This is a genomic window from Modestobacter marinus, from assembly GCF_011758655.1.
GTDB classification, from domain to species: Bacteria; Actinomycetota; Actinomycetes; order Mycobacteriales; family Geodermatophilaceae; genus Modestobacter; species Modestobacter marinus.
In genome coordinates, this window is the sequence record NZ_JAAMPA010000002.1 from 267,671 (window position 1) to 287,350 (window position 19,680).

At 74.6% G+C, this 19,680-nt stretch carries 19 protein-coding genes; 11 read left to right on the forward strand and 8 right to left on the reverse strand.

Translation table 11 applies throughout. The annotated features are described in order from the left end of the window. The first annotated feature begins 178 nt into the window (after nt 1–178). Both FB380_RS25555 and FB380_RS17265 read left to right on the forward strand, forming a co-directional pair. Entirely contained in the window at nt 179–1,042 is an 864-nt protein-coding gene (locus tag FB380_RS25555) for a DUF5715 family protein (RefSeq protein WP_166756590.1), read from the forward strand. Then, the gene (locus tag FB380_RS17265; protein ID WP_166756591.1) at nt 1,042–2,619 is read left to right on the forward strand and encodes an asparagine synthetase B family protein; all 1,578 of its coding nucleotides are present in this window, start codon (nt 1,042–1,044) and stop codon (nt 2,617–2,619) included. Before FB380_RS25555 ends, FB380_RS17265 begins: the two co-directional genes overlap by 1 nt. 96 nt (nt 2,620–2,715) lie before the next feature. On the opposite strand, the gene FB380_RS17270 is transcribed toward FB380_RS17265, so the two are convergent. Together FB380_RS17270 and FB380_RS17275 are read right to left on the reverse strand one after the other, a co-directional pair. After that, nucleotides 2,716–3,147, reverse strand: coding sequence for a hypothetical protein (locus tag FB380_RS17270; RefSeq protein WP_166756592.1), 432 nt, complete (start codon nt 3,145–3,147; stop codon nt 2,716–2,718). Beyond that, on the reverse strand, nt 3,144–3,392 hold the full coding sequence (locus FB380_RS17275) for a hypothetical protein (protein ID WP_208383665.1): 249 nt from the start codon (nt 3,390–3,392) through the stop codon (nt 3,144–3,146). Before FB380_RS17275 ends, FB380_RS17270 begins: the two co-directional genes overlap by 4 nt. Nucleotides 3,393–3,696: 304 nt before the next feature. On the opposite strand from FB380_RS17275, the gene FB380_RS17280 reads away from it, so the two are divergent. Genes FB380_RS17280 through FB380_RS17305 form a run of 6 tightly spaced genes read left to right on the forward strand, consistent with a single transcriptional unit; the run spans nt 3,697 to nt 9,382 of the window. Continuing rightward, nucleotides 3,697–4,755 (forward strand): ABC transporter substrate-binding protein, encoded by a 1,059-nt coding sequence (locus tag FB380_RS17280; RefSeq protein WP_166756593.1) that lies wholly within the window; start codon nt 3,697–3,699, stop codon nt 4,753–4,755. A gap of 29 nt (nt 4,756–4,784) precedes the next feature. Next, nucleotides 4,785–5,624, forward strand: a complete 840-nt coding sequence (locus tag FB380_RS17285; RefSeq protein WP_166756594.1) for an ABC transporter ATP-binding protein — start codon at nt 4,785–4,787, stop codon at nt 5,622–5,624. Between the two features lie 2 nt (nt 5,625–5,626). Beyond that, a complete protein-coding gene (locus tag FB380_RS17290; protein WP_208383666.1) occupies nt 5,627–6,415 on the forward strand; it encodes an ABC transporter permease in 789 nt (262 codons plus the stop codon). Further along, nucleotides 6,412–7,251, forward strand: a complete 840-nt coding sequence (locus FB380_RS17295; RefSeq protein WP_208383667.1) for an ABC transporter permease — start codon at nt 6,412–6,414, stop codon at nt 7,249–7,251. Before FB380_RS17290 ends, FB380_RS17295 begins: the two co-directional genes overlap by 4 nt. Then, nucleotides 7,248–8,339 carry an adenosine deaminase gene (gene add, locus FB380_RS17300; protein WP_208383668.1) on the forward strand — a complete coding sequence of 364 codons (1,092 nt, stop codon included), beginning with the start codon at nt 7,248–7,250 and terminating at the stop codon, nt 8,337–8,339. The genes FB380_RS17295 and add overlap by 4 nt, the downstream gene beginning before the upstream one ends. Then, the gene (locus tag FB380_RS17305) at nt 8,336–9,382 is read left to right on the forward strand and encodes an isopenicillin N synthase family dioxygenase (protein ID WP_166756596.1); all 1,047 of its coding nucleotides are present in this window, start codon (nt 8,336–8,338) and stop codon (nt 9,380–9,382) included. Before add ends, FB380_RS17305 begins: the two co-directional genes overlap by 4 nt. Nucleotides 9,383–9,413: 31 nt before the next feature. On the opposite strand, the gene FB380_RS17310 is transcribed toward FB380_RS17305, so the two are convergent. Together FB380_RS17310 and FB380_RS17315 are read right to left on the reverse strand one after the other, a co-directional pair. Next, nucleotides 9,414–11,093 (reverse strand): cyclic nucleotide-binding domain-containing protein, encoded by a 1,680-nt coding sequence (locus FB380_RS17310; RefSeq protein ID WP_166756597.1) that lies wholly within the window; start codon nt 11,091–11,093, stop codon nt 9,414–9,416. Nucleotides 11,094–11,179: 86 nt separating this feature from the next. Continuing rightward, nucleotides 11,180–11,899 carry a DUF2652 domain-containing protein gene (locus FB380_RS17315; RefSeq protein ID WP_166756598.1) on the reverse strand — a complete coding sequence of 240 codons (720 nt, stop codon included), beginning with the start codon at nt 11,897–11,899 and terminating at the stop codon, nt 11,180–11,182. Between the two features lie 223 nt (nt 11,900–12,122). Here FB380_RS17315 and FB380_RS17320 point away from each other — a divergent pair, with 223 nt between their 5' ends. The 3 genes from FB380_RS17320 to FB380_RS17330 all read left to right on the forward strand — a co-directional run bounded on the left by FB380_RS17320 (nt 12,123) and on the right by FB380_RS17330 (nt 14,743). Next, nucleotides 12,123–12,977 carry a helix-turn-helix domain-containing protein gene (locus FB380_RS17320; protein WP_166756599.1) on the forward strand — a complete coding sequence of 285 codons (855 nt, stop codon included), beginning with the start codon at nt 12,123–12,125 and terminating at the stop codon, nt 12,975–12,977. 65 nt (nt 12,978–13,042) lie between these two features. Continuing rightward, entirely contained in the window at nt 13,043–13,978 is a 936-nt protein-coding gene (locus FB380_RS17325) for an NADP-dependent oxidoreductase (RefSeq protein ID WP_166756600.1), read from the forward strand. A 210-nt stretch (nt 13,979–14,188) separates the two neighbouring features. After that, nucleotides 14,189–14,743, forward strand: a complete 555-nt coding sequence (locus FB380_RS17330) for a potassium channel family protein (RefSeq protein WP_166756601.1) — start codon at nt 14,189–14,191, stop codon at nt 14,741–14,743. A 286-nt stretch (nt 14,744–15,029) separates the two neighbouring features. Here FB380_RS17330 and FB380_RS17335 read toward each other — a convergent pair whose 3' ends face one another. From FB380_RS17335 to FB380_RS17350, 4 genes are all read right to left on the reverse strand, one after another. Beyond that, entirely contained in the window at nt 15,030–15,608 is a 579-nt protein-coding gene (locus tag FB380_RS17335) for an HdeD family acid-resistance protein (protein ID WP_166756602.1), read from the reverse strand. A gap of 285 nt (nt 15,609–15,893) precedes the next feature. After that, entirely contained in the window at nt 15,894–16,289 is a 396-nt protein-coding gene (locus tag FB380_RS17340) for a PLDc N-terminal domain-containing protein (protein WP_166756603.1), read from the reverse strand. 157 nt (nt 16,290–16,446) lie between these two features. After that, complete coding sequence (locus FB380_RS17345) at nt 16,447–19,020, reverse strand: winged helix-turn-helix domain-containing protein (protein WP_166756604.1); 2,574 nt, start codon at nt 19,018–19,020, stop codon at nt 16,447–16,449. A gap of 426 nt (nt 19,021–19,446) precedes the next feature. Beyond that, on the reverse strand, nt 19,447–19,620 hold the full coding sequence (locus FB380_RS17350) for a hypothetical protein (protein ID WP_166756605.1): 174 nt from the start codon (nt 19,618–19,620) through the stop codon (nt 19,447–19,449). Nucleotides 19,621–19,680 lie beyond the last annotated feature (60 nt).

The window sequence follows — 19,680 nt, forward strand, 5'->3', positions numbered from 1 at the left end:
CCCGGTCGTCAGCCGCAGGAGACGTGACCGGCGGGCCCCGCCGGTTGAGCCGGGCGCGACGGTCTGGCCGACACGCCCCCGGCTTCGTACAGTGCGCCGGATGGACGGTCCGGGTCCCGTGCGGCCCCAGGGAGTCGAGGCGGCCAGGGATGGACGGTCGGACGAGGGGGCCGGTCCGGTGACCGGCGAGGGACCGTCGCACGAGGAGCTCGTCCGTTACCGCCGGGCGGTCGCCGAGCTCGTGGACGACCTGCCCGGTGCGGCGGCGAGCTCCGTCGTCCTGGCCGCGGCCCGGCGGCCCGAGGTGTGCGCGGTGCTCGACCACCTCCCGGGCGGTGCACCGGCCGCGCTGGAACGGCTGGCGGAGGAGGTCCGCTGCTTCCGGCCCAGCCCCCGGTCCAACGCGGCGACCGCCGCCCGGATGGCCAGGATCGTGCTGCTCCAGCAGGTCGACGTGGTCTGGTACGGCACGGTGCCGCCGTTCGCCGACACGGAGGCCGTCCTGGGGGCAGCGGAGCTGACGTCGCTGGCGGCCCTGCGCCGGCGCGGGCAGCTCCGCTTCCACTACCGGGTCGGCACGAGCGCGCTGCCGCGCCGGGCGCGCGACCACGTCGTCCGCCGGTGGCTCCCCGGGCTGGAGCCACGGACGTCCGGGCTCAGCCACCCGCTGGCCCGGCCGGAGATGGTGGCCGTGCTCAACGAGATCGCCGACCGGTTCGCCGAGGCGGTCCCGGCGTGGCGCCGCGGCCTGTGGGTGAACTGCCTGGTGCGCAGCACGCTGGACCAGTACCGGCTGCGCGAGCTCGGGTACTCGGCGCTGCTGCCGAGCGCGCACTGCACCGGCCACGCCGCGGACATCGAGATGGCCTGGCTGCACCGGCACGGCGTGGCCGGGGCGCTGCACGACGTCCTGACCGACTACGCCGACGACGGGACGCTCAACGTGATCGACGAGGGCCAGGCCTGGCACGTGTGCCTGCACCCCGACCGGATCGGCCACTACGGGACGACGGTCGCGCGCAGCGCCGGGGGAGCCCGCTGATGTGCGGGATCGCCGCCGTCGTCGGGCCAGGGTCCGGGGCCGAGCGCGCGCGGTTCGACGCGATGCTCGCTGCCCTCTCCCCGCGGGGCGAGGTGGAGGAGGTCCTGCACGACGACGCCGCCCTCCTCGGCACCGCCCGGCTGCGCATCGTCGACCGGGAACACGCCGTGCAGCCCTGGGTGTCCGAGGACGGGCGGTGGGCGCTCTGCTTCAACGGCGAGGTGTTCAACCACGCCGCGCTCCGCGACCGGTTGCACGCGGAGGGACGCCGGACGCGGTCGGTGAGCGACACCGAGGTCGTGCTGGAGACGGTGCTGGCGTGGGGTGAGCAGGCGCTGCAGCGGATGCGCGGGGAGTTCGCCTTCGCCCTCGTCGCGCGGGACACCCACCGGGTGTTCCTCGCCCGCGACCCGGTCGGCGTCAAGCCGCTGTACTGGGCACGGGTGGCCGACCGCCTGCACGTCGCCTCCGAGGTCAAGGCCCTGGTCCCACTCGGCGTCCCGGTCTCCGAGGTGCCCCCGGGGCACTGCGGCTGGGCCGAGCCCGGCGCCGACCCGGACCTGCACCCCTGGCTGGACCTGTACCGGCTGGGCGAGGGCCGACCGGTCCTGTCCGACGTGGACGAGGCCGCGGCGGCGCTGCGGGAGACCCTCACCGACGCCGTCCGGATCCGGGTGGACACCGACCTGCGGGTCGGCGTCGTCCTCTCCGGGGGGCTGGACAGCTCCCTGACCCTGCTGCTGGTCCGGCAGCTGCACCCCGACTGCGTGGCCTTCACCGTGGGCGCCGAGGGCAGCGCCGACCTCGCGCACGCCCGCCGGCTGACCGCCGCGCTGGCGGTGGAGCACGTCGTCGTCCCCGTCCGGCCGCGGGACATCGGCGCCGGTGACGTCCGGGAGGCGATCCGGGTCTCCGAGCTGACCGAGTACGGCGACATCATCAACGCCGTCGTCTCGCAGCGGCTGTTCGCGGCCGTGCACGAGGCGGGGGTGAAGGTCGTGCTCACCGGTGACGGGTCCGACGAGCTCTTCGGCGGCTACGCGATGTACCGGCGGGTCGCCGCCGAGGACCAGCGCCGGCTGTTCCTGCACAAGATCCGGCACCTGAGCCGCACCGAGCTGCAGCGGGTCGACCGGACGTCGATGGGACACGGCGTGGAGGCCCGGGTGCCCTTCCTCGACCCGACGATGCTCGACCTGGCGATGCGGGTCCCGCAGGAGCTCAAGCAGCGCGACGGCTACGAGAAGTGGATCGTCCGGCACGCCTTCGCCGACCTGCTCCCGGACCACGTCGCCCGCCGGCACAAGGACCCGATGTCGCACTCCAGCGGCCTGCACGAGCGGATCCGGCTGTTCCGGCCGCTGTTCCCGCGGATGTACCGCAGCTGCGGCTACGCGTGCCTGGCCCCGCTGCAGCGCGACTTCTCCGAGGTGCTGCGGGACCACGACCACGACCTGGACGCGGCCGTGGCGGCGGCGCGGACCCCGCGGGACCTGACCCTGGCCGAGCACGCCCGCGACCTCGCCGGGGCGGTGCGCTGGAACGTCGCCGCCGCGGTGCGCCGCCCGCCGCGCTGACCCCCGGCCGCCCCCGGTGGAGGCACGGGAACGCAGCGCCGGCACCGCGACCGCAGGCGGGCGCGGCCAGCCCGAGGACCGGCCGCGCCCAGCGGGTCACCTGCGGCGGCGGGCCAGGACGGTCAGCAGCACCGCCGTGGCGGCGCCCGCGCCGATCACCCAGCGGCCGCGGTCGGCGGCGACCAGCACGACCGCGGCGCGTGGCTGCACCCGCCGGGTGCCCAGCAGCAGCGCGCCGGCCGGTGAGTCGACGCCGGCGCCGGCCACGGCCACCGGACGCGAGGGCGACTCCAGGTGGGCGGTGATCCCGGCCGCGGCCAGGGTGTCGGCCAGCCCGCCGACGTCCCGCCGGCCCGGGGCCACACCCGTCCGTGCGGTCGCCGCCTCCCGGACCCGGGCCACGAAGGCCCCGACGTCCTCGGCGACGACCCGCACGTCCGCCCCGTCGGCGTGCACCTGCACGCCCGACCCGTCCACCTCCAGCGACAGCTCCCCGATCAGGTGGAGCGGGCCGTGCGACCCCGTCATCCCCGGCTGGCGTTCTCGGCGGTCGTGATCCGCAGCGTGCCGTTGAGCCGCCAGACGGCGCGCGGCGCCTCGGCACCGGTCTCCCGCGGCACCTCCACGACCATGTCGACGAACTCGTAGTTGATCGCTGCGCCCTTGCCGGTGAGGTAGGACCACATCTCCTTGCCGAGGTCGGCGAAGCTGGTGGTCTCGTGCGCCTTGATGTCGCGGGAGCCGGTTGCTGCGTCGGAGCTGGACATGCTCATCGGTGCGATCTCCTCGAGCGTCGGGTCGTCCGCCGGCGGTCCTGCCGACGTCGGTTGTGCACTACCCGATGCCCTACGAGCCGAACCGGTGACGCTCCGTCGCCGACATCGCCCGCGCGCACCGGGCCGGCGTGCCACCGCCCGCACCGGTCGGCAGGACGTCGCCGGCAGGCGAGGGCCTTAACCGACGCGAAACGCCTGGGGACGAACCGCGAAACGACCCGCTCCTAGCTTTCGGCCGAACCCCACGCCGGGACGGCACCCCACACCCCACTGCGGGTGTGGCTGAGAGACGGAGCACCTCATGACCATCCGCCACCGCGCCGTGCGCGCCGGAGCCCTGCTGTCCGCTGCTGCCCTCGTGCTCACCGCCTGCGGGTCCGACGACGGCGAGGCCGCGGCCGCCAGCGGCGGGGAGGGCGACCTCGGCGACCTCACGCTCCAGCTGTCGTGGATCAAGAACGCCGAGTTCGCCGGTGAGTTCTTCGCCGACAGCCAGGGCTACTACCAGGACGCCGGCTTCGGCTCGGTGACCATGGACCCCGGCCCGGGCGCCATCGAGACGCTCGTCGCCACCGAGGACGCCGACTTCGGTCTCAGCAACGCCGTCTCCACCGCCCAGGTCATCGCCGAGGAGGACGCGCCGCTCAAGATCGTCGGCACCAAGTTCCAGAAGAACCCGTTCACGATCCTCTCGCGGGCCGACGGCGGCAACATCGCGACGCCGCAGGACCTGGTCGGCAAGACGATCGGGGTGCAGGCCGGCGGCAACGAGACCCTCTTCGACGCGCTGCTCGAGGTGAACGGCATCGACCCGGCCGACGTGACGAAGGTCCCCGTCGAGTACGACCCCGCACCGCTCGTCGACGGCGAGGTCGACGGCTTCCTGGCCTACCTGACCAACGAGTCGATCACCGTCCAGTCGCTGGGCATCGAGGTGACCAACCTGCCCTTCGCCGACAACGGGCTGCCCTTCGTCGCCGAGTCGGTCATCACCACCGACCGCATGATCGCCGAGGAGCCGGAGAAGGTGAAGGCGTTCCTCGAGGCCGAGATCCGCGGCTGGCAGGACGCGCTGGCCGACCCCGCCGAGGGCGCCCGGATGGCGGTGGAGGAGTACGGCAGCGACCTGCAGCTGGACATGACCAAGGAGCTCGAGCAGTCGGAGGTGCAGGCCGGCCTGATCGTCACCCCCGACGTCGAGACGAACGGCCTGTTCACCATCTCCGAGGACCTGATCGAGCAGAACATGACCACCCTGGAGGCGGCCGGCATCGAGCTCGACGCCGCGGACCTCTTCGACCTGTCGCTGCTCGAGGAGCTGCTCGAGGAGAAGCCCGAGCTCACCGAGCTGCCGTCCTGACCGGGACGGAGGCGACGGAGAGGTCGGACATGGCGCAGGTCGCAGAGGCGTCGGCGAGCGCCGGTGCCGGGGGAGCGGCTCCCTCGATCGGCACCGGCGTGCGGATCGACCACCTGAGCAAGACCTTCCGGGTCGGCCGCCGCACGGTCGCCGCCCTGGAGGACGCCACCCTGTGGACGGACGAGGGCAGCTTCCTGTCGCTGCTCGGTCCCTCGGGCTGCGGCAAGTCCACGATCCTGCGGATCCTCGCGGGGCTGGAGGAGCCGACGTCCGGCTCGGCGCTCGTGGCGGGCCGGACGCCGCTGCAGCTCCGCCGCGGCAACGAGCTGGGGATCGCCTTCCAGGACTCCGCCCTGCTGCCGTGGCGGTCGGTGCTGTCCAACATCCGGCTGCCCTTCGAGGTCTCGGGACAGGAGCCGGACGACGCCCTCGTGGCCGAGCTGATCGAGCTGGTCGGCCTGCAGGGCTTCGAGAAGGCGAAGCCCGCCCAGCTGTCGGGCGGCATGCGCCAGCGCGTGTCGATCGCCCGGGCGCTGGTCGTCACCCCGTCGGTCCTGCTGCTCGACGAGCCCTTCGGCGCGCTGGACGACATGACCCGGCAGCGGCTCAACGTGGAGCTGCTGCGGATCTGGACGGAGAAGCCGGCGACCACGCTGATGGTCACCCACAGCATCTCGGAGGCGGTCTTCCTCTCCGACCAGGTCGCCGTGATGAGCGCCCGCCCCGGGCGGGTCCAGGAGGTCCTGCAGGTCGACCTGCCCCGGCCGCGGACCCCCGACCTGATGCGCACGCCGGAGTTCCACGCCCTGCACGACCGGGCCTCGGAGCTGCTGTTCGGCGGGGCGTCCACCGCACCGGGGGAGGACTGAGCGTGCACCTCTCGCGTGCGTCGACCCGCTCGCTGGGCACCGGGGCGGCCGGCATCCTCGCGCTGGTCGCCGTGTGGTGGCTGGCCGCCCTCACCGTGCTGTCCGGCGCCCGGGTGCCGACCCCGGACGGCGTGCTCGGCACCGCCGTCGACGCCGGATGGGGGTTCTGGTCGCTGCACTTCGGGATGACGATCCAGGAGGCCTCGGTCGGCTTCCTCTACGGCACCCTGGCCGGGCTCGTCGTCGCCTCGCTGGTGCTGCTGCTCCCCGTCGCCGAGCCGGTCCTGATGCAGGTGGCGGTGATGAGCTACTGCGTGCCCCTGGTCGCCATCGCACCGGTGCTGTTCATCGTCATCGGCAACCCGGACGAGGGTGCGCGCTCGGGCACCGCCACCGCCCTCGCCGCCCTCGCGGTCTTCTTCACCACCGTCGTCGGCACCGTGCTCGGGCTCCGCTCCGCCGACCGGGCCAGCCTCGACGTGGTGCGGGTCTTCGGCGGCGGCCGGGTCCGGCAGCTGCAGAAGGTGCAGCTGATCTCGGCCCTGCCCTCGATCCTCGCCGCCATGCGGATCGGCGCGCCGGCGGCCTTCCTCGGCGCGATCCTCGGCGAGTACGTCGGCGGGGTGCAGCGGGGCGTCGCGCTGGTCCTCAAGATCGCCCAGCAGAACGTCGACGTCGAGCAGGCGTGGGCGGTGGGGATCGGCTGCGCGCTGGTGGCCGGGACGGTCTACGCCGTCCTGGGTCTGGTCGGCCGGGTGGTCACGCCGTGGTCGAGGGGAGCGACCTCGTGAGCACGGTGCTGCCCGGCACCGACCGGGTCCCCGGCGCGACCGGCTCGCTGCTGCGGTCCGCGCTCCGTCAGGTCGCCACCACCGTGCTGGTGCTCGGCGTGGTGGTGCTCCTCTGGATCGCCGCGCTGCGGGTCTGGGACGTCTCGCCCTACGTGGGCAAGACCCCGGCGGAGGTGTGGACCAGCCTGTTCGGGGACGCCGACTCCGCGGAGCTGCGCGCGGAGATCTGGGGCCTGCTCCAGCAGACGCTGGTCGACGCCGCCGTCGGGTTCGCCGCCGGCATGCTGACCGCGATCGTGCTGGCGGCGGTCGTCGTGCGGTACCGGCTGCTGGAGGGGGCGGTGATGCCGGTCGCGGTGGTGCTGCAGACCGTCCCGCTCATCGCGCTGGCGCCCATCCTGATCCTGCTCGTCGGCCGCGGGTACGCCGTCGTCGCGCTCATGAGCGCGATCGTCGTCCTCTTCCCGGCCCTGGTGAACATCGTGGCCGGCCTGCGCTCGGTCACCCCGCAGATGCGGGACCTGGTGCTCGTCTACGGCGGGTCACCGTCGACCGTGCTGCTCAAGGTGGGCTTCCCCTCCGCGCTGCCCGCGCTGTTCGCCTCCGTGCGGATCGCGGTGCCCGGTGCGCTGACCGGCGCGCTGCTCGCGGAGTGGCTGGCGACCGGGAAGGGCATCGGGTACGCCGTCGTGTCCGCCGCCAACCGGTCGCAGAACACCCGCGTCTGGGCGCTGGTCGTGGCCATCACCCTGACCGCGCTGCTGCTCTACCTCGTCGCCCAGCTGCTCGAGACGGCGGTGCTCAGCCGGTTCGGGCGCGCGGCGGTCCGACGGTGAGCCTGGCGACCGGGGTGCACTCCACCCCCGTGCCCGCCGACCCGGCCATCGACGCGATGGTCACCGCGCTGCCGAAGGTCAGCCTGCACTGCCACCTCATCGGCAGCGTCGCGCCGCAGACCGTGCTCGACCTGGCCCGGAAGCACGGCATCGCGCTCGGCCGGTCGGCGGAGGAGCTGTACGACCACCACAGCTACGCCGACCTCGCCGAGTTCCTCCGCGTGCTGGACGTGGTCGGCTCGCTGATCCGCGACGTCGACGACTTCCACCGGGTCGCCTACGAGTCCCTGACCGCCGGTGGCGCCGACCACGGGGTGCTCTACCGGGAGGTGCACCTGAGCCCGCCCGGCCACCCCGGGGTGCCCTACCCCCGGATCGTGGAGGGCGTCCTCGCCGGGGCCCGGGACGCGGAGGCCGACACCGGTGTCCGGGCCGCCTTCGTCGTCGGTCTCTGCCGGGAGCGCAGCGGCGTCGCCGCCGTCGAGCTGGTCGAGCAGGTGGTGGAGCACCGCGCCGACGAGGTGCTCGGCATCGGGCTCGACTACGCCGAGGTCGCCGGGCCGCCGGGCCGGTTCGTCGAGGCCTACCGGCTGGCGGCGCGGCACGGCCTGCAGCGGACGGCGCACTCGGAGTCCGGCCCGCCGCAGCACATCGAGGTCCTGCTCGACCAGCTCGGCTGCAGCCGGGTCGACCACGGCTACCACGTGGTGGACGACCCGGTCCTCACCGCGCGGTGCGTGGCCGAGCGGGTGCCGTTCACCTGCACGCCGGTCAGCTCCGACATCGGTCGCTACTCCGGGAGCGGGGACGGCAGCCACCGCCGGATCGCGGAGATGGTCGACGCCGGGCTCTGCGTGACCGTCGACAGCGACGACCCACCCATGTTCGGCACCGACCCGACGCACGACTACCGCGTGCTCGCGCACGCGCTCGGCTACCGCCGCGACCAGCTGGCCGCGTTCACCCGCAACGCCGTCGAGGCCTGCTGGCTCGACGAGACGGACAAGGCCGGCCTGCGCGCGCGGGTCGATGCCGTCGTGGCCACCACCCCCGACGCACCCCCACCCCTCATGGAGGACCGAGCATGACCAGCGCGTTCCACGTCCCGACCGTCGACATCTCCTCCTACGTCGGCGCCGGCACCCCGCAGGAGCGCGCCGCCACGGCGGCGGCCTTCGACGAGGCAGCCCGCACCGTGGGCTTCGTCCAGGTGCTCGGCCACGGCGTCCCGACCGCCGTCACCGACGCGTTCGCCGCCGCCCTCGACGAGTTCTTCCTCCTCCCGCTGGAGGTGAAGAAGCAGTACCGCACGCCGCCGGAGGTCAACCGGGGCTACGCACCACCGAAGACGGAGTCGCTCAGCCTCAGCCTCGGGCTCGCGCCGTCCAACCGGATGCACGACTTCTTCGAGGCCTTCAACGTCGGGGCCGCGGTGTCGGACTTCCCCGGCCTCGACCTGCCCGCGGCCGACTACCCGGAGAACGTCTGGCCGGCCGAGGCCCCGTCGTTCCGCAGCGCCGTCTCGGCCTACTCCGCCGAGGCCTCCCGCGTGGCCCGGACCCTGACGTCGGTGTTCGCCGACGCGCTCGGCCTGCCTGCCGGCTTCTTCGAGCAGTACACCGACCACAGCCTCGACGTGCTGCGGATGAACAACTACGCCCTCGAGCCCGGCGCGCTGGAGCTCGACGGCGACCTGACCGGCATGGGGGAGCACACCGACTACGGCATCGTCACCGTGCTGTGGGCCGACCAGGTCGCCGGCCTGCAGGTGCTCGGGCGCGACGGGGGCTGGCACGACGTCCAGCCCGCCGACGGCGCGCTGCTGATCAACCTGGGCGACCTGATGGCGCGGTGGACCAACGAGCGCTGGATGTCGACCCTGCACCGGGTCAAGCCGCCGATCGTGGACGGCAGCATCCAGCGGCGGCGCAGCGCGGCGTTCTTCCACGACGGCAACGTCGACGCCGTCATCGAGACCCTGCCGACCTGCGTGGGCGACGGGTCGCCGTACCCGCCGATCACCGTGGGGGAGCACATCCGCGCCAAGCTCGCCGGCTCCCGGGCGGGCGTGGCCAACACCGAGGCCGAGCGTGAGGCCGCCCGGGTGCTGGCGGCGCAGGGCAGCGCCTGAGGGCCGCGGCGTCCCCGACCGCGACGGGGCGTCAGTGCGGCCCCTCGCGCTCGGGTTCGGGTCTCGGCGGTCCCGCCTGCCGTTGCCGGTCCTCCGTGAGGTAGCCGCTGACGAGCTGCTCGGCGGTCGAGGCGGTGGCGGTGGAGCCGGTGACCGCCGAGACGAACTGGGGCCCGCTGAGCGTGGCGAGCTCGGTGTCCTCGAGGGCGTGGACGGTCGCCGTCCGCGGCACCGCCTGGAGCAGGGCGATCTCGCCGAACGCCGCTCCGGGCCCCAGCCGGCGGATCTCGTACCCGTCGTCGAGGACGGCCACCTGGCCGGACTCGATGACGTAGAACCCGTCGCCGGGATCGCCCTTGCGGAACACGTCGGTCCCCGCCGGGACGCGGGTGCGGCCCAGGCGCATCGCCAGGCTCTCGATGGCCGGGACGGGCAGCAGGCGGAGCATGCCGACCCGGCGCAGCAGCACGATCCGGTCCCGCCGGACGCCGATGTCGGCATCGATCGCCCGCAGCGCGGCCCAGCGTGCGGCGACCGCCAGCGGCAGGACGGCTCCGGTGGCGATCAGGGCGCCCGTGTCGCCCAGCGCGGCGAGGAGGAACGGGACCGCCAGGGAGCCGAGGGCCAGCGCCAGCGAGAACACCGCCTCGGTCAGGGCCAGGACCCGCGCGAGCGTCTGGTCGGGGACGAGTCGCTGCAGCAGGGTGAACCCGGTGACGTCGACGAGTGCGTTGGCGGCACCGATGACGACGAAGGCGCCGACCGCGACGGCGTCGCCCGTCACCAGGCCGATGAGGACGATCGGCAGGCCCCACAGCGCGACCCCGGCACCGAAGAGGGTGCCGAGGCGGGCGCTCCCGGCCGCGCCGATCGACGCCAGCGCCGCTGCCAGGCCGCCGACCCCGAACGCCGCCCAGAGGACCCCGACCCCGGGGCGGCCCAGGTCGGTGACCTCCACGGCCACCACCACGGCCAGCACGGTCAGCGCGCCGCGCACCACGCACTGCGCGCCGCCCAGCACGATCACCTCCAGCGCGCGGGGCCGGCGACGGAGCTCCCGCAGGCCGTCGACCACGTCGTCGACCACCCCGGTGCGAGGGGGCTGCTCGGCGGCGGCAGCGCGCGGCGACTCGTAGCGCAACCGGGCAGCGAGGACCCCGGCCGCACCGGCCAGCAACGCCACCGCCGCGAACGCGGCCGCCGGGTCGTACGCCACGAGCAGCGCAGCCGCGGCGAGGGGGCCGATGAGCGCGGCCGCACCGTCCAGGATGGCCCGGATCGCGTTCACCCCGGTGAGCTCGTCCGGGGCGGTGCACAGCATGGGGAACAGCGCCGCGAGCACCGGCCGGTAGGCCGCGTGGCAGACCGTCGACAGGGTCAGCAGGGCGTAGACCGCGACCGGCTGGGCGACGGCGACCGCCGCCCCCGCCGCGGTGCCCGCCCGGAGCGCGCAGGCGACGACGAGCAGCTGCCGGCGCGAGACGCGGTCGGCCAGCACCCCCAACCACGGGAGCGCGACCGTCGCCGGCAGCACGCGCAGGAACCCGACCAGGCCCACACCGGCCGCGCCGTCCTGGTCGAACGCGTACACCGTCATCGCCGACAGGAACAGGAACTCGCCCGTCCAGGCCGACAGCGACGACAACTGCGCGAGCCGGAGGTTCCGGTTGCGGGTCACCGATGCCCAGGCGTCGCGGTAGGAGCCCGCCACGGCGCGGACGCTAACAGCCACGTCACCGCACCGGCGCCGGATCGGACGCCGTCTCTCCGGACGCCTCGCTGCTCGGCGAGCGGATCTCAGGTGGCTGACGCCAGCGACCGCACCCGGCGGCGGGGCAGGACGTGGGGGAGCCCCCGGCCCACCATGTCGAAGGTGGCACCGAGGCGCAGCAGCAGCGACGGGGCCGGCAGGTCCGCGAGGGGTGCGGCGATGTCCTCGACGTCGATGTAGAAGCTGCGCACCGGCCCGATGCCCTCGAGGTCCTGCGCGATCTCGTGGGCGACCAGCTCGGCGGAGGCCGGGCCGCCGTTGGCGTAGAGGTCGTCGGTGACGAGGAGGTACTCCGGCACCGTGACCGGGTTCTTGAGCAGGCGGTGGACGTAGATCACGTCCATGCCGACCAGCTTCTTCCGGCGCCGGATCGTCTGGGTGGCGACGTCGCCGACGTGCGCGACGAACTTCAGCTTCAGCGCGCTGGTCCGCGTGCAGCTCCCGCAGGGGCACATGTTGAGCTCGATCAGCCGGCGCTGCGCGTGGAAGGAGCTGTGCATGGCGACGGCGGTACGCGTGAGGGCGGTCAGCGTCGCAGCTCCGTCCAGCCCGTCGGCGTCCCGGGCCAGGAAGGCCGCGTCACCCTCGATCTCGATCAGGTCGAACCCCCGCGCGGCGTCGACGACCTTGTCGAGCAGCCGCTTGGTGGCCGCCTCGGCGTGCCCCAGCATGCTGCGGTGGTACTGCATGTACTCCGTGTAGCCGCCGATGTCGGCGATCAGCAGCAGCGCACGCTGGGTGGCCATGGGCGGACCGTAGACCCACCGGGCGGCCCGTGGCGGACATCGCCGTCGCGCGATGGCGGTTCACCGGAGCCGGGCGGCGCCGAGATGGCGGTCCCACTCGGCGAGGTGCTCGGCGACGGGGCCGGCGCACGGACGCCGGAGACGACTGCGCGCCGCGTGGAGGAGGTGCTCACCTCATTCGCCTGACGGCGACGAACAGCGCCTGTCCGGGCACACTCGGGCCGTGACAGGTCAGGAGTTCGGCGCCGCGGTGCGCCACCTGCGGGAGGGCACCGACCCCGTGGCGGTCGGCCTGCCGGCGGGCGGCCGGCGGGTGCCCGGGTTGCGGCGGGAGGAGCTCGGTGAGCTCGCCGGGACGTCCGCGGACTACGTCCGCCGGCTGGAACAGGGGCGGAGCCACCCCTCGGCCGGTGTGGTGCGGGCCATCGCCCGGGCCCTGCGGGTGAGCCGCGCGGACTACGAGCGGCTCTCCGCGCTCGCCGGGTACGCCGCCGCGGACGGGCAGGTGCCGACCGACGTCGGGCCGGGTGCGACGCGACTGCTGGAACGGTTCCCGGACACCCCGATGATCGTCACCGATGCGGCGATGAACGTCGTCGCGGTCAACAGCGGGCTCCTGGCCCTGGAGCACTGGGACCTCACCGGGGAGCGGTGGGACTGGAACGTGGCCTGGCGCATCTTCTGCCACCCATTCGCGGCCTTCCAGCAGTCCAGGGCCGACGCGACCACGCACGAGACGATCCAGGTGGCCCAGCTGAGAGCCGCGCTGCTGCGCTACCCCGCCGATGCCGCGCTCGCCGGCATGGTGGACGAGATGCGGTCCCGGAGCCGGCGGTTCGACACGCTGTGGCGGGCACCGCGTCCGGTGGAGGTCTACGAGAGCAGCGCGAGGTTCACCCAGTCCGACGGGGACTCCGTCACGCTGGCCGGGAACCTGATCGCGATCCCCGGTGACGACCTGGCGGCGGTGATGCTGACCGCGGCGCCGGGTTCCCGCGACGCGACCCGGCTGGCGGAGGTGGTCGGTGCAACCGACGGACCGGCGGTCGTCAAGGTGGGCCAGTCCGGCCCAGGATGACCGGCGCGGGACCTGCGAGGTTGGGAGCCGTTCCCCACGGCACACCCCAGAGAGCAGGTCCAGCGATGAAGGCAGTGCGTTTCCACGAGGTCGGTGGTCCCGAGGTCCTGCGGTACGAAGACGTCGACCAGCCCACCCCCGGTGCCGGTGAGGTGCGGCTGCGGGTGGCGGCCTCGGCGTTCAGCGCCGCGGACGCCGGCATGCGCGGCGGCTTCCTGCCGATCCCGGTCGTGCTGCCGCACGTGCCCGGGTACGACGTCTCCGGCACGGTCGACGCGCTCGGGGACGGCGTGGACGGCGGCCTGCAGGTGGGGGACGCGGTGATCGGGTTCCTGCCGATGGAGCGGGACGGCGGCGCGGCGGAGTACGTGGTCGCCCCGGCCGAGGCCCTGGTCCCGGCGCCCACAACGATCCCGCTGGCCGACGCGGCGGCGCTGCCGTCCGTGGCGCTGACGGCCTGGCAGGCGCTGTTCGACGAGGGCAAGCTGGCCGCTGGGCAGCGGGTGCTGGTCAACGGCGCCGGGGGCGTGGTCGGCAAGTACGCCGTCGCGCTGGCCAAGCGGGCCGGCGTGCACGTCGTGGCGACCGCCAGCCCGCGCAGCAACGACGCGGTCCGCGCGGCCGGGGCCGACGAGGTCATCGACCACACCACCACCGACGTGCTGGCCGCGGTCGACGGGCAGGTCGACGTGCTGGTCAACCTCGCGCCCATCGACCCCGACCAGTTCGCCGCGCTCGTGGCGGTGGTCCGCGACGGGGGCAAGGTCGTCAGCACCACCGCGTTCATGGCCACCCCCGGTGACGAGGGCCGCGGCGTCACCGCAGCGACGGTGTTCGTGCTGCCCCACCGCGAGCGCCTGACCGAGCTGGTGTCCCTGGTCGACAGCGGGGAGCTGCACGTCGAGGTCACCCGCCACATCGCGCTGACCGAGCTCCCCGCGCTGCACGCCGAGGCCGCCGCCGGTCCCATCGCGGGGAAGGTCGTCGTCGAGCCCGCCTGAGCGCGACCTCCACGCGGCGGCAGCCCCTCGGGGGGCGCGGTGTCGACGGCGATCGCGTGCCGGTCCTCCCGCGAGGACCACTGGCGCGCTCTCCCCGACCATCACACGATGGGCCCGCGCCGGTGATCGCCCACGCGGTCGTGGCCCGGATCCAGCCCCGGCGGGAGGCCGCCGTCCCGGCCGGGACGACGCCCGGAAGGGGAGCGCCGGATGAGCGAGTCCAACCACCCCGGAAGGAGCCGGTCGGCGATCCGGCTGCGGCTCGTCCTCACCGTCGGTCTCCTGGTGGTGGCCTACTACCTGGTGCCGGTGGGAGAGGCCGCCGCGCAGGCGGACACCCTGCTGCGCGGGGGTGCGACCGCGGCAGCGCTCGGCCTCGCCGGCTGGTTCGTGGTGCGGGAGGTCGTCCGGGAGGCGGGCGACGCAGACGCCGCCCGCCGGCTGGACCGGCTGCTCGTCGCGTTGGTCGGCGGCATCCTCGTGTTCGCCCTGGCCGACTTCGTCGTCGCCACGAGGCACAGCGGGCAGTTCGTGGGTCTCCGGACGAGGACCGATGCGCTGTACTTCGCGCTGTCCACCCTGACGACGGTGGGGTACGGCGACGTCCACGCGGCGGGTCAGGTGGCGCGGGCGCTGGTGAGCCTGCAGCTGGTCTTCAACGTGCTGGTGCTCGCCACCGCCGCCCGGGCCCTGTGGCAGGGGCTGGGCGAGCGCCGAGCCGGCGGGCGCCCACCGGCCCCGCCGGCCGGGACCGGGACGGGGTGAGGCTCACCCGCCCGCCAGGCCGTCCCGGCCACCTCGCTCTCGCCCTCCCGGCCGGGTCGCTCTCGCCCTCCCGGCCGGGTCGCTCTCGCCCTCCCGGCCGGGTCGCTCTCGCCCTCCCGGCCGGGTCGCTCTCGCCCTCCCGGCCGGGTCGCTCTCGCCCTCCCGGCCGGATCGCCCTCGCCCTCCCGGCCACATCGCTCTCGCGCAGGGGGACGTGCTCGACCGTCCGGGCCCGAGGGGCTGCGTCCACCGTTCTGCCGCGTCCACCGTCAGGCTCGACCAGTGCTCAGGCCATCGAGTGCGAGCCGTCCGTGGGGGAGGCGTTGCCCATGTCCGGACCGGCGGGCATCGGACGGACGCGGCCCACGGCCACCAGGGTCACGCCCTCCACCAGCGTCTGCAGCGCGAGCAGCGTGCCCAGGAGGGTCAGGCTGGCGGTGGTCAGGTTCAGCAGCACCCACAGGCCGAGCCCGGCGGAGATCAGGCCGCTGACGATCAGCAGGCCCCGCGCCTCGGGGACGACCGACGCGGCGAAGACGCGGACCAGCCCGGTGGTGAGGAACATCGACCCCGCGATCAGCGTCAGGGTCAGCGCGCCGATGGCGGAGTTCCGGAGGATGAACAGGCCGAGGACGGCGAGGACGACGCCGCCCAGGGCGACCGTCCACGAGGCACCGGAGCGGAGGCGCACCAGCGTGCCGACGACCATCACGATGCCGGAGACCAGGGCGGTCCAGCCCAGGAGCAACACGGAGACGAGCGTGGCGAAGACGACGTTCCCGAGCAGGATCACCGCCGCGATGATGAGCAGTACGCCCACGGCGATGTCGAGAGCCGTGCGCCGCCGTTCCATGGTCGTGGTCATGGTCCATCCCTCTCTGGTGTTGCGGACGTGCCGAGCCTGGCGGGCCAGGTGGCCGACCGGCTCACCCGAGGAGGGTGAGCCGTCGGCCGGGGCGTCCTCCCGGCCCGGCGCTCGGGCCCGCGGAGGGGAGCCGGTGGGCTGGCCGTCCCCGCTCTGCACCCGCTGGTCGCGGAGGGCCGCACGATGGAACGGGTGGCAGCTGCCGGACCGCCCGGCTCACCGTCGGCGGCGACGTGGACCGCCGGTGCCGCGTCCGCGGTGGAGCGACCCACGCGCCCGCAGCGGTCAGGCCGGGACGCTGGTGCGCGGCGAGGGGGCGGGGGAGCCGCCGGTGACGCGGGCCTTCTCGGTCGCGAACTCGGGGTCGGTCAGGTAGCCCCTCGTGTGCAGGTCGGCCAGGACCCGCAGCTGCTCGGCCCGGTTGTCCGGGGAGTAGCGGGCCACGAACTCGCGACCGGCCTCGTCCATGGCTGCCCGCTCCTGCTTCGTCGCGCCCACCGGCCGGACGATCAGGTAGACGAGCGTGCCGACGAGCGGCAGCAGGATGACCGCGACGACCCACAGCGCTCTGGCCCACCCGGAGATGTCGTCCCGCCGGAAGATGTCGGAGATCGCGAAGCCCCAGACCAGCAGCAGTGGGATGTAGATCAGGAACAGCCAGAACAGGTCGGAGAACTCCACGACGCCTCCCGCGCTCGTGGGACCACTGGACGCGGGCCCGTCCACGCAGGGTGCGCGGTGCCCGGCACCGGCGGCTCACCCGCGCCGGGTGAGGCCCGACCGCGGGAGGAGGCGCCCGGGCGGCAGGTCGAGCACCAGCCCCGGGACGGGCCGTCGTTCAGACGAGGCCCAGACTCCTGGCCTTCCGCACGGCGTCGTTGCGCCGGGAGACGGCGAGCTTCCGGTAGATGCCGCGCTGATGGGTCTTGACGGTGTTGATCGACAGGAACAGGTCGTGGGCGATGTCCTCGGCTGACATGGCCTGGGCCATGCGGACGAGCACGGTCGTCTCACGGTTGGTCAGGGGTTCGGCGGGCATCTCGACCGGGCCGGCGACCGCGGCTCCCCTCGGTCCGGGAGTGCCGGACCCCACCGGAGGGGTCAGCCCGAGCCAGCCGTTCGCGCCGACCAGGTCGGGGAACGCGGACAGCAGGCCCCTGCCCGGGCCACCGGGGCGCAGGAAGACCCGACGACGGCGTTCGGGCTCGGCGAGCGACAGTGCGCGGCGCAGGGCCTCTCGTGCCAGCGGCCGGGCCCGGTTCGCCAGGTGCACCCGGGCGGCGAGCAGCCAGGCCTCGACCTGGCTGCCGGTGTCGTCGATCAGCTCGCCGGCCAGGACAGGGGACAGCAGCTCGGCTGCCCGGCCTCGATCACCGCCGGCGAGGGCCAGCGTGGCCCGGGCGACGACCTGCTGGGCACTCGGCGGCGTCACCGCGTCGAGCGCGGCCTCCGCAGCCGCAGCGTCCCGTCGCTCGGTGTGGACCAGGGCCGAGGTCAGCGCGAGCCGGTCGGCGAGCCACGGTGGCAGGGACCGGCCACCTGCGGCGGCGGGGACAGCGGCCAAGGACGAGAGCGCCCGCCTGGCGTCACGGTGATCGGCGTGCACGAGGGCCCGGAGCATCGGTACCCAGGCGGCGACCAGGGGGTCCTGACGGGCTCCCACGCTCGCGGCCGCGGCGTCCAGGTGCCGGCGGGCCGCCGTCTGGTCGCCCTGGTCCACGGCGACCAGCGCGAGCGCCAGGTGCCCCGCCCCCGTGCGGCGGGCGACCGGCAGGCCGGACTCGTCGGCGAGGGCGACCTCCGCACGCCCCAGCTCCGCGGCGCGGCCCAGCTCGCCGCGTGCGTACTCCAGGACGGCGAGCCGGCCGAGGACGTTCAGCCGGGGGTACTGGCAGCCGGGGCCGGCGGACACGGCCAGTCCCCGTCGGAGGACCTGCTCGGCCTCGTCGAACCGTCCGGCCCACAGCTGGACCGTGCCGACGCTCGACAGCAGCAGGGCGTGCATCTCCGGGTGCGCCCCGGCCTCCGGTGTCCGGGACAACTGCGACTCGCCCGCGGCGAGGGCCGACTCGGCGGCCGGCAGGTCCCCGTCGATCCGCGCCACGATGGCCCGGATGACGGCGGTCGACGCGAGCAGGGGCGGCCGGTCCGCCTCCGCCTCGTCCTCCGCGCGCTCCTCGGCTGCGGCGACCTGCTCGCGGCAGGCCTCCAGGTCGAAGACCGTCAGGGCACGCGCGGCGCGGATCACGGCCGGCATCGACCCGCCCACGGTCGCCGGGAGGTCGAGCAGCGCAGCGTCCAGCTGGTTCGTCTCCCGGCCCACGAGGATGCGCCCGATGCCCAGGCGCCGGACCACGACGGCCGTCGCAGCCTGCCAGTCCGACGCCGCAGCCGCGTGCCGGACGGCTTCCAGGAGGAGGCCCTCGCGCTCGAACCAGGCCGACGCGCGCCGGTGGAGTTCGTCGACCGACCCCGGCCGCGCACGCCCGAGCTCAGCTCGCAGGACGTGGAGGAGCAACGGGTGGTAGCGGTACCAGCCGGGAGCCTGCTCCACCTCGGTGGTGAGGACGTTGGCCGTCTGGAGGCGCCGCAGCACGACCTCGCCGTCCGCCCGGCCGGTCAGCGCGTCGGCCAGCGCGGGGCACAGCCGGTCCACCACACACGTGCGTGCCAGGAAGTCGCGGACGTCGGGAGGCTGGCCCTCGAGCACCTCGTCGACCAGGTACCCGGTCACGGTCGGGTCGGTGCCGGGAAGGGGCGCCTCGAACGGGGCGGGCCCGCCGCGTCGCTGCATGCTGAGGGCGCAGAGGCGGAGACCCGCCGCCCAGCCCGACGTCTGCTCCGTGAGCGCCGACAGGGCCGCCGGCGGCAACTGCAGGCCGTGCTGCTGGAGCAGGCAGGCGGCCTCCTCCTCGGTGAACGCCAGATCCGCGTTCCGGATCCTGACCAGGTCCCCGCGCAGCTCGTAGCGGTGCAGCCAGCGCGACCCGTCGTCCCGGGTGAGGAGGACCAGCCGCAGCATCCCGGCGGTGTGGCGGAGGAGGACGTCCAGCTCCTGGTGCACCTGCCGGCTCGTCACCGCCTCGAACTGGTCGAGCACGAGCACGACGGGAGTGGCGCCGGTCGCGAGGCTGTCGGCCACCCGGGCCAGGAGGTGGTGCGCGACGCTGCTGTCCAGGAACGGCTCACCCACGTCGTCCGGGAGCCGGGCCCCGGCACGCCGCAGAGCGGCGATGACGTACGCCCAGAAGGCACCGGGCGCGTCGTCCTCCGGCTCGAGCGTGAGCCAGGCGACGGGGCCGGGCGACGTGGCCGTGGCGCACCAGGAGGCCACCAGGAGGGTCTTCCCGGAGCCGGCTGCACCACTGACCACCGTCAGCGGACCGTCCACGCCGCGGGAGACGAGCTCCACCAGGCGTGGCCGGTCGACGACCGGTGTGCGGATCCGGGGCGACACGAGCTTCGCGACGAGAAGGGGGTCGTCGGGCCGGCTCCGGGCTCGCTCCGCGCCAGCAGCGGTACTCATCATCAGGCCTCGCTCGCTTCGCACGAGATGGACGACCACGGCGATCACCGTCGTCCCCCCGTGATCCGATGATCGTCGGCCGGCGCCGCCCTGCCACGGGTCACCAGGCCCCGCCGCAGCGGGACCATGGGCCCGCATCCGTCGGGCCGGGCGCACCGGCCGTGGTCACCCGAGGGGGGTGGAGCCACACGCTGTCCCGTCGGCCGCGGTCCGGGTCGCCGGGCTGCCCGAGGGGTCCGGTGACGGCGGCGCGCCCCTGCGAGCGGCCCCGCGGCGCAGACGTCACCGGGTCCCGGGGTCCGCGCCCGGCCGTCAGCGAGCGGCTCCCCGCAGGCGCCGCCCAGCTGCCCTGACCGCGTCGGCCGCGGCCTCGACGGCGTAGGGGAGGCAGGCCGCTGCGACGTCGACGACGGCGATCCCGGCGCGGACCGTGAGCCGGAACCTGCCCTCCTCGCCGGCCACCCGAGAACTGCCGGTCCGCCGCATGCGGTCTCCTCCCTGCGCTGCGGACCAGGCTCGGGCCCGAGGGCCACCGGCACCTCATCC

Bases quoted from the DNA above. Each gene is read 5' to 3' on its own strand.
- FB380_RS17265 (WP_166756591.1), top strand. From the start codon at position 1,042: ATGTGCGGGATCGCCGCCGTCGTCGGGCCAGGGTCCGGGGCCGAGCGC.
- FB380_RS17270 (WP_166756592.1), bottom strand. From the start codon at position 3,147: ATGACGGGGTCGCACGGCCCGCTCCACCTGATCGGGGAGCTGTCGCTG.
- FB380_RS17275 (WP_208383665.1), bottom strand. From the start codon at position 3,392: ATGAGCATGTCCAGCTCCGACGCAGCAACCGGCTCCCGCGACATCAAG.
- FB380_RS17280 (WP_166756593.1), top strand. From the start codon at position 3,697: ATGACCATCCGCCACCGCGCCGTGCGCGCCGGAGCCCTGCTGTCCGCT.
- FB380_RS17285 (WP_166756594.1), top strand. From the start codon at position 4,785: ATGGCGCAGGTCGCAGAGGCGTCGGCGAGCGCCGGTGCCGGGGGAGCG.
- FB380_RS17305 (WP_166756596.1), top strand. From the start codon at position 8,336: ATGACCAGCGCGTTCCACGTCCCGACCGTCGACATCTCCTCCTACGTC.
- FB380_RS17315 (WP_166756598.1), bottom strand. From the start codon at position 11,899: ATGGCCACCCAGCGTGCGCTGCTGCTGATCGCCGACATCGGCGGCTAC.
- FB380_RS17325 (WP_166756600.1), top strand. From the start codon at position 13,043: ATGAAGGCAGTGCGTTTCCACGAGGTCGGTGGTCCCGAGGTCCTGCGG.
- FB380_RS17330 (WP_166756601.1), top strand. From the start codon at position 14,189: ATGAGCGAGTCCAACCACCCCGGAAGGAGCCGGTCGGCGATCCGGCTG.
- FB380_RS17335 (WP_166756602.1), bottom strand. From the start codon at position 15,608: ATGACCACGACCATGGAACGGCGGCGCACGGCTCTCGACATCGCCGTG.
- FB380_RS17350 (WP_166756605.1), bottom strand. From the start codon at position 19,620: ATGCGGCGGACCGGCAGTTCTCGGGTGGCCGGCGAGGAGGGCAGGTTC.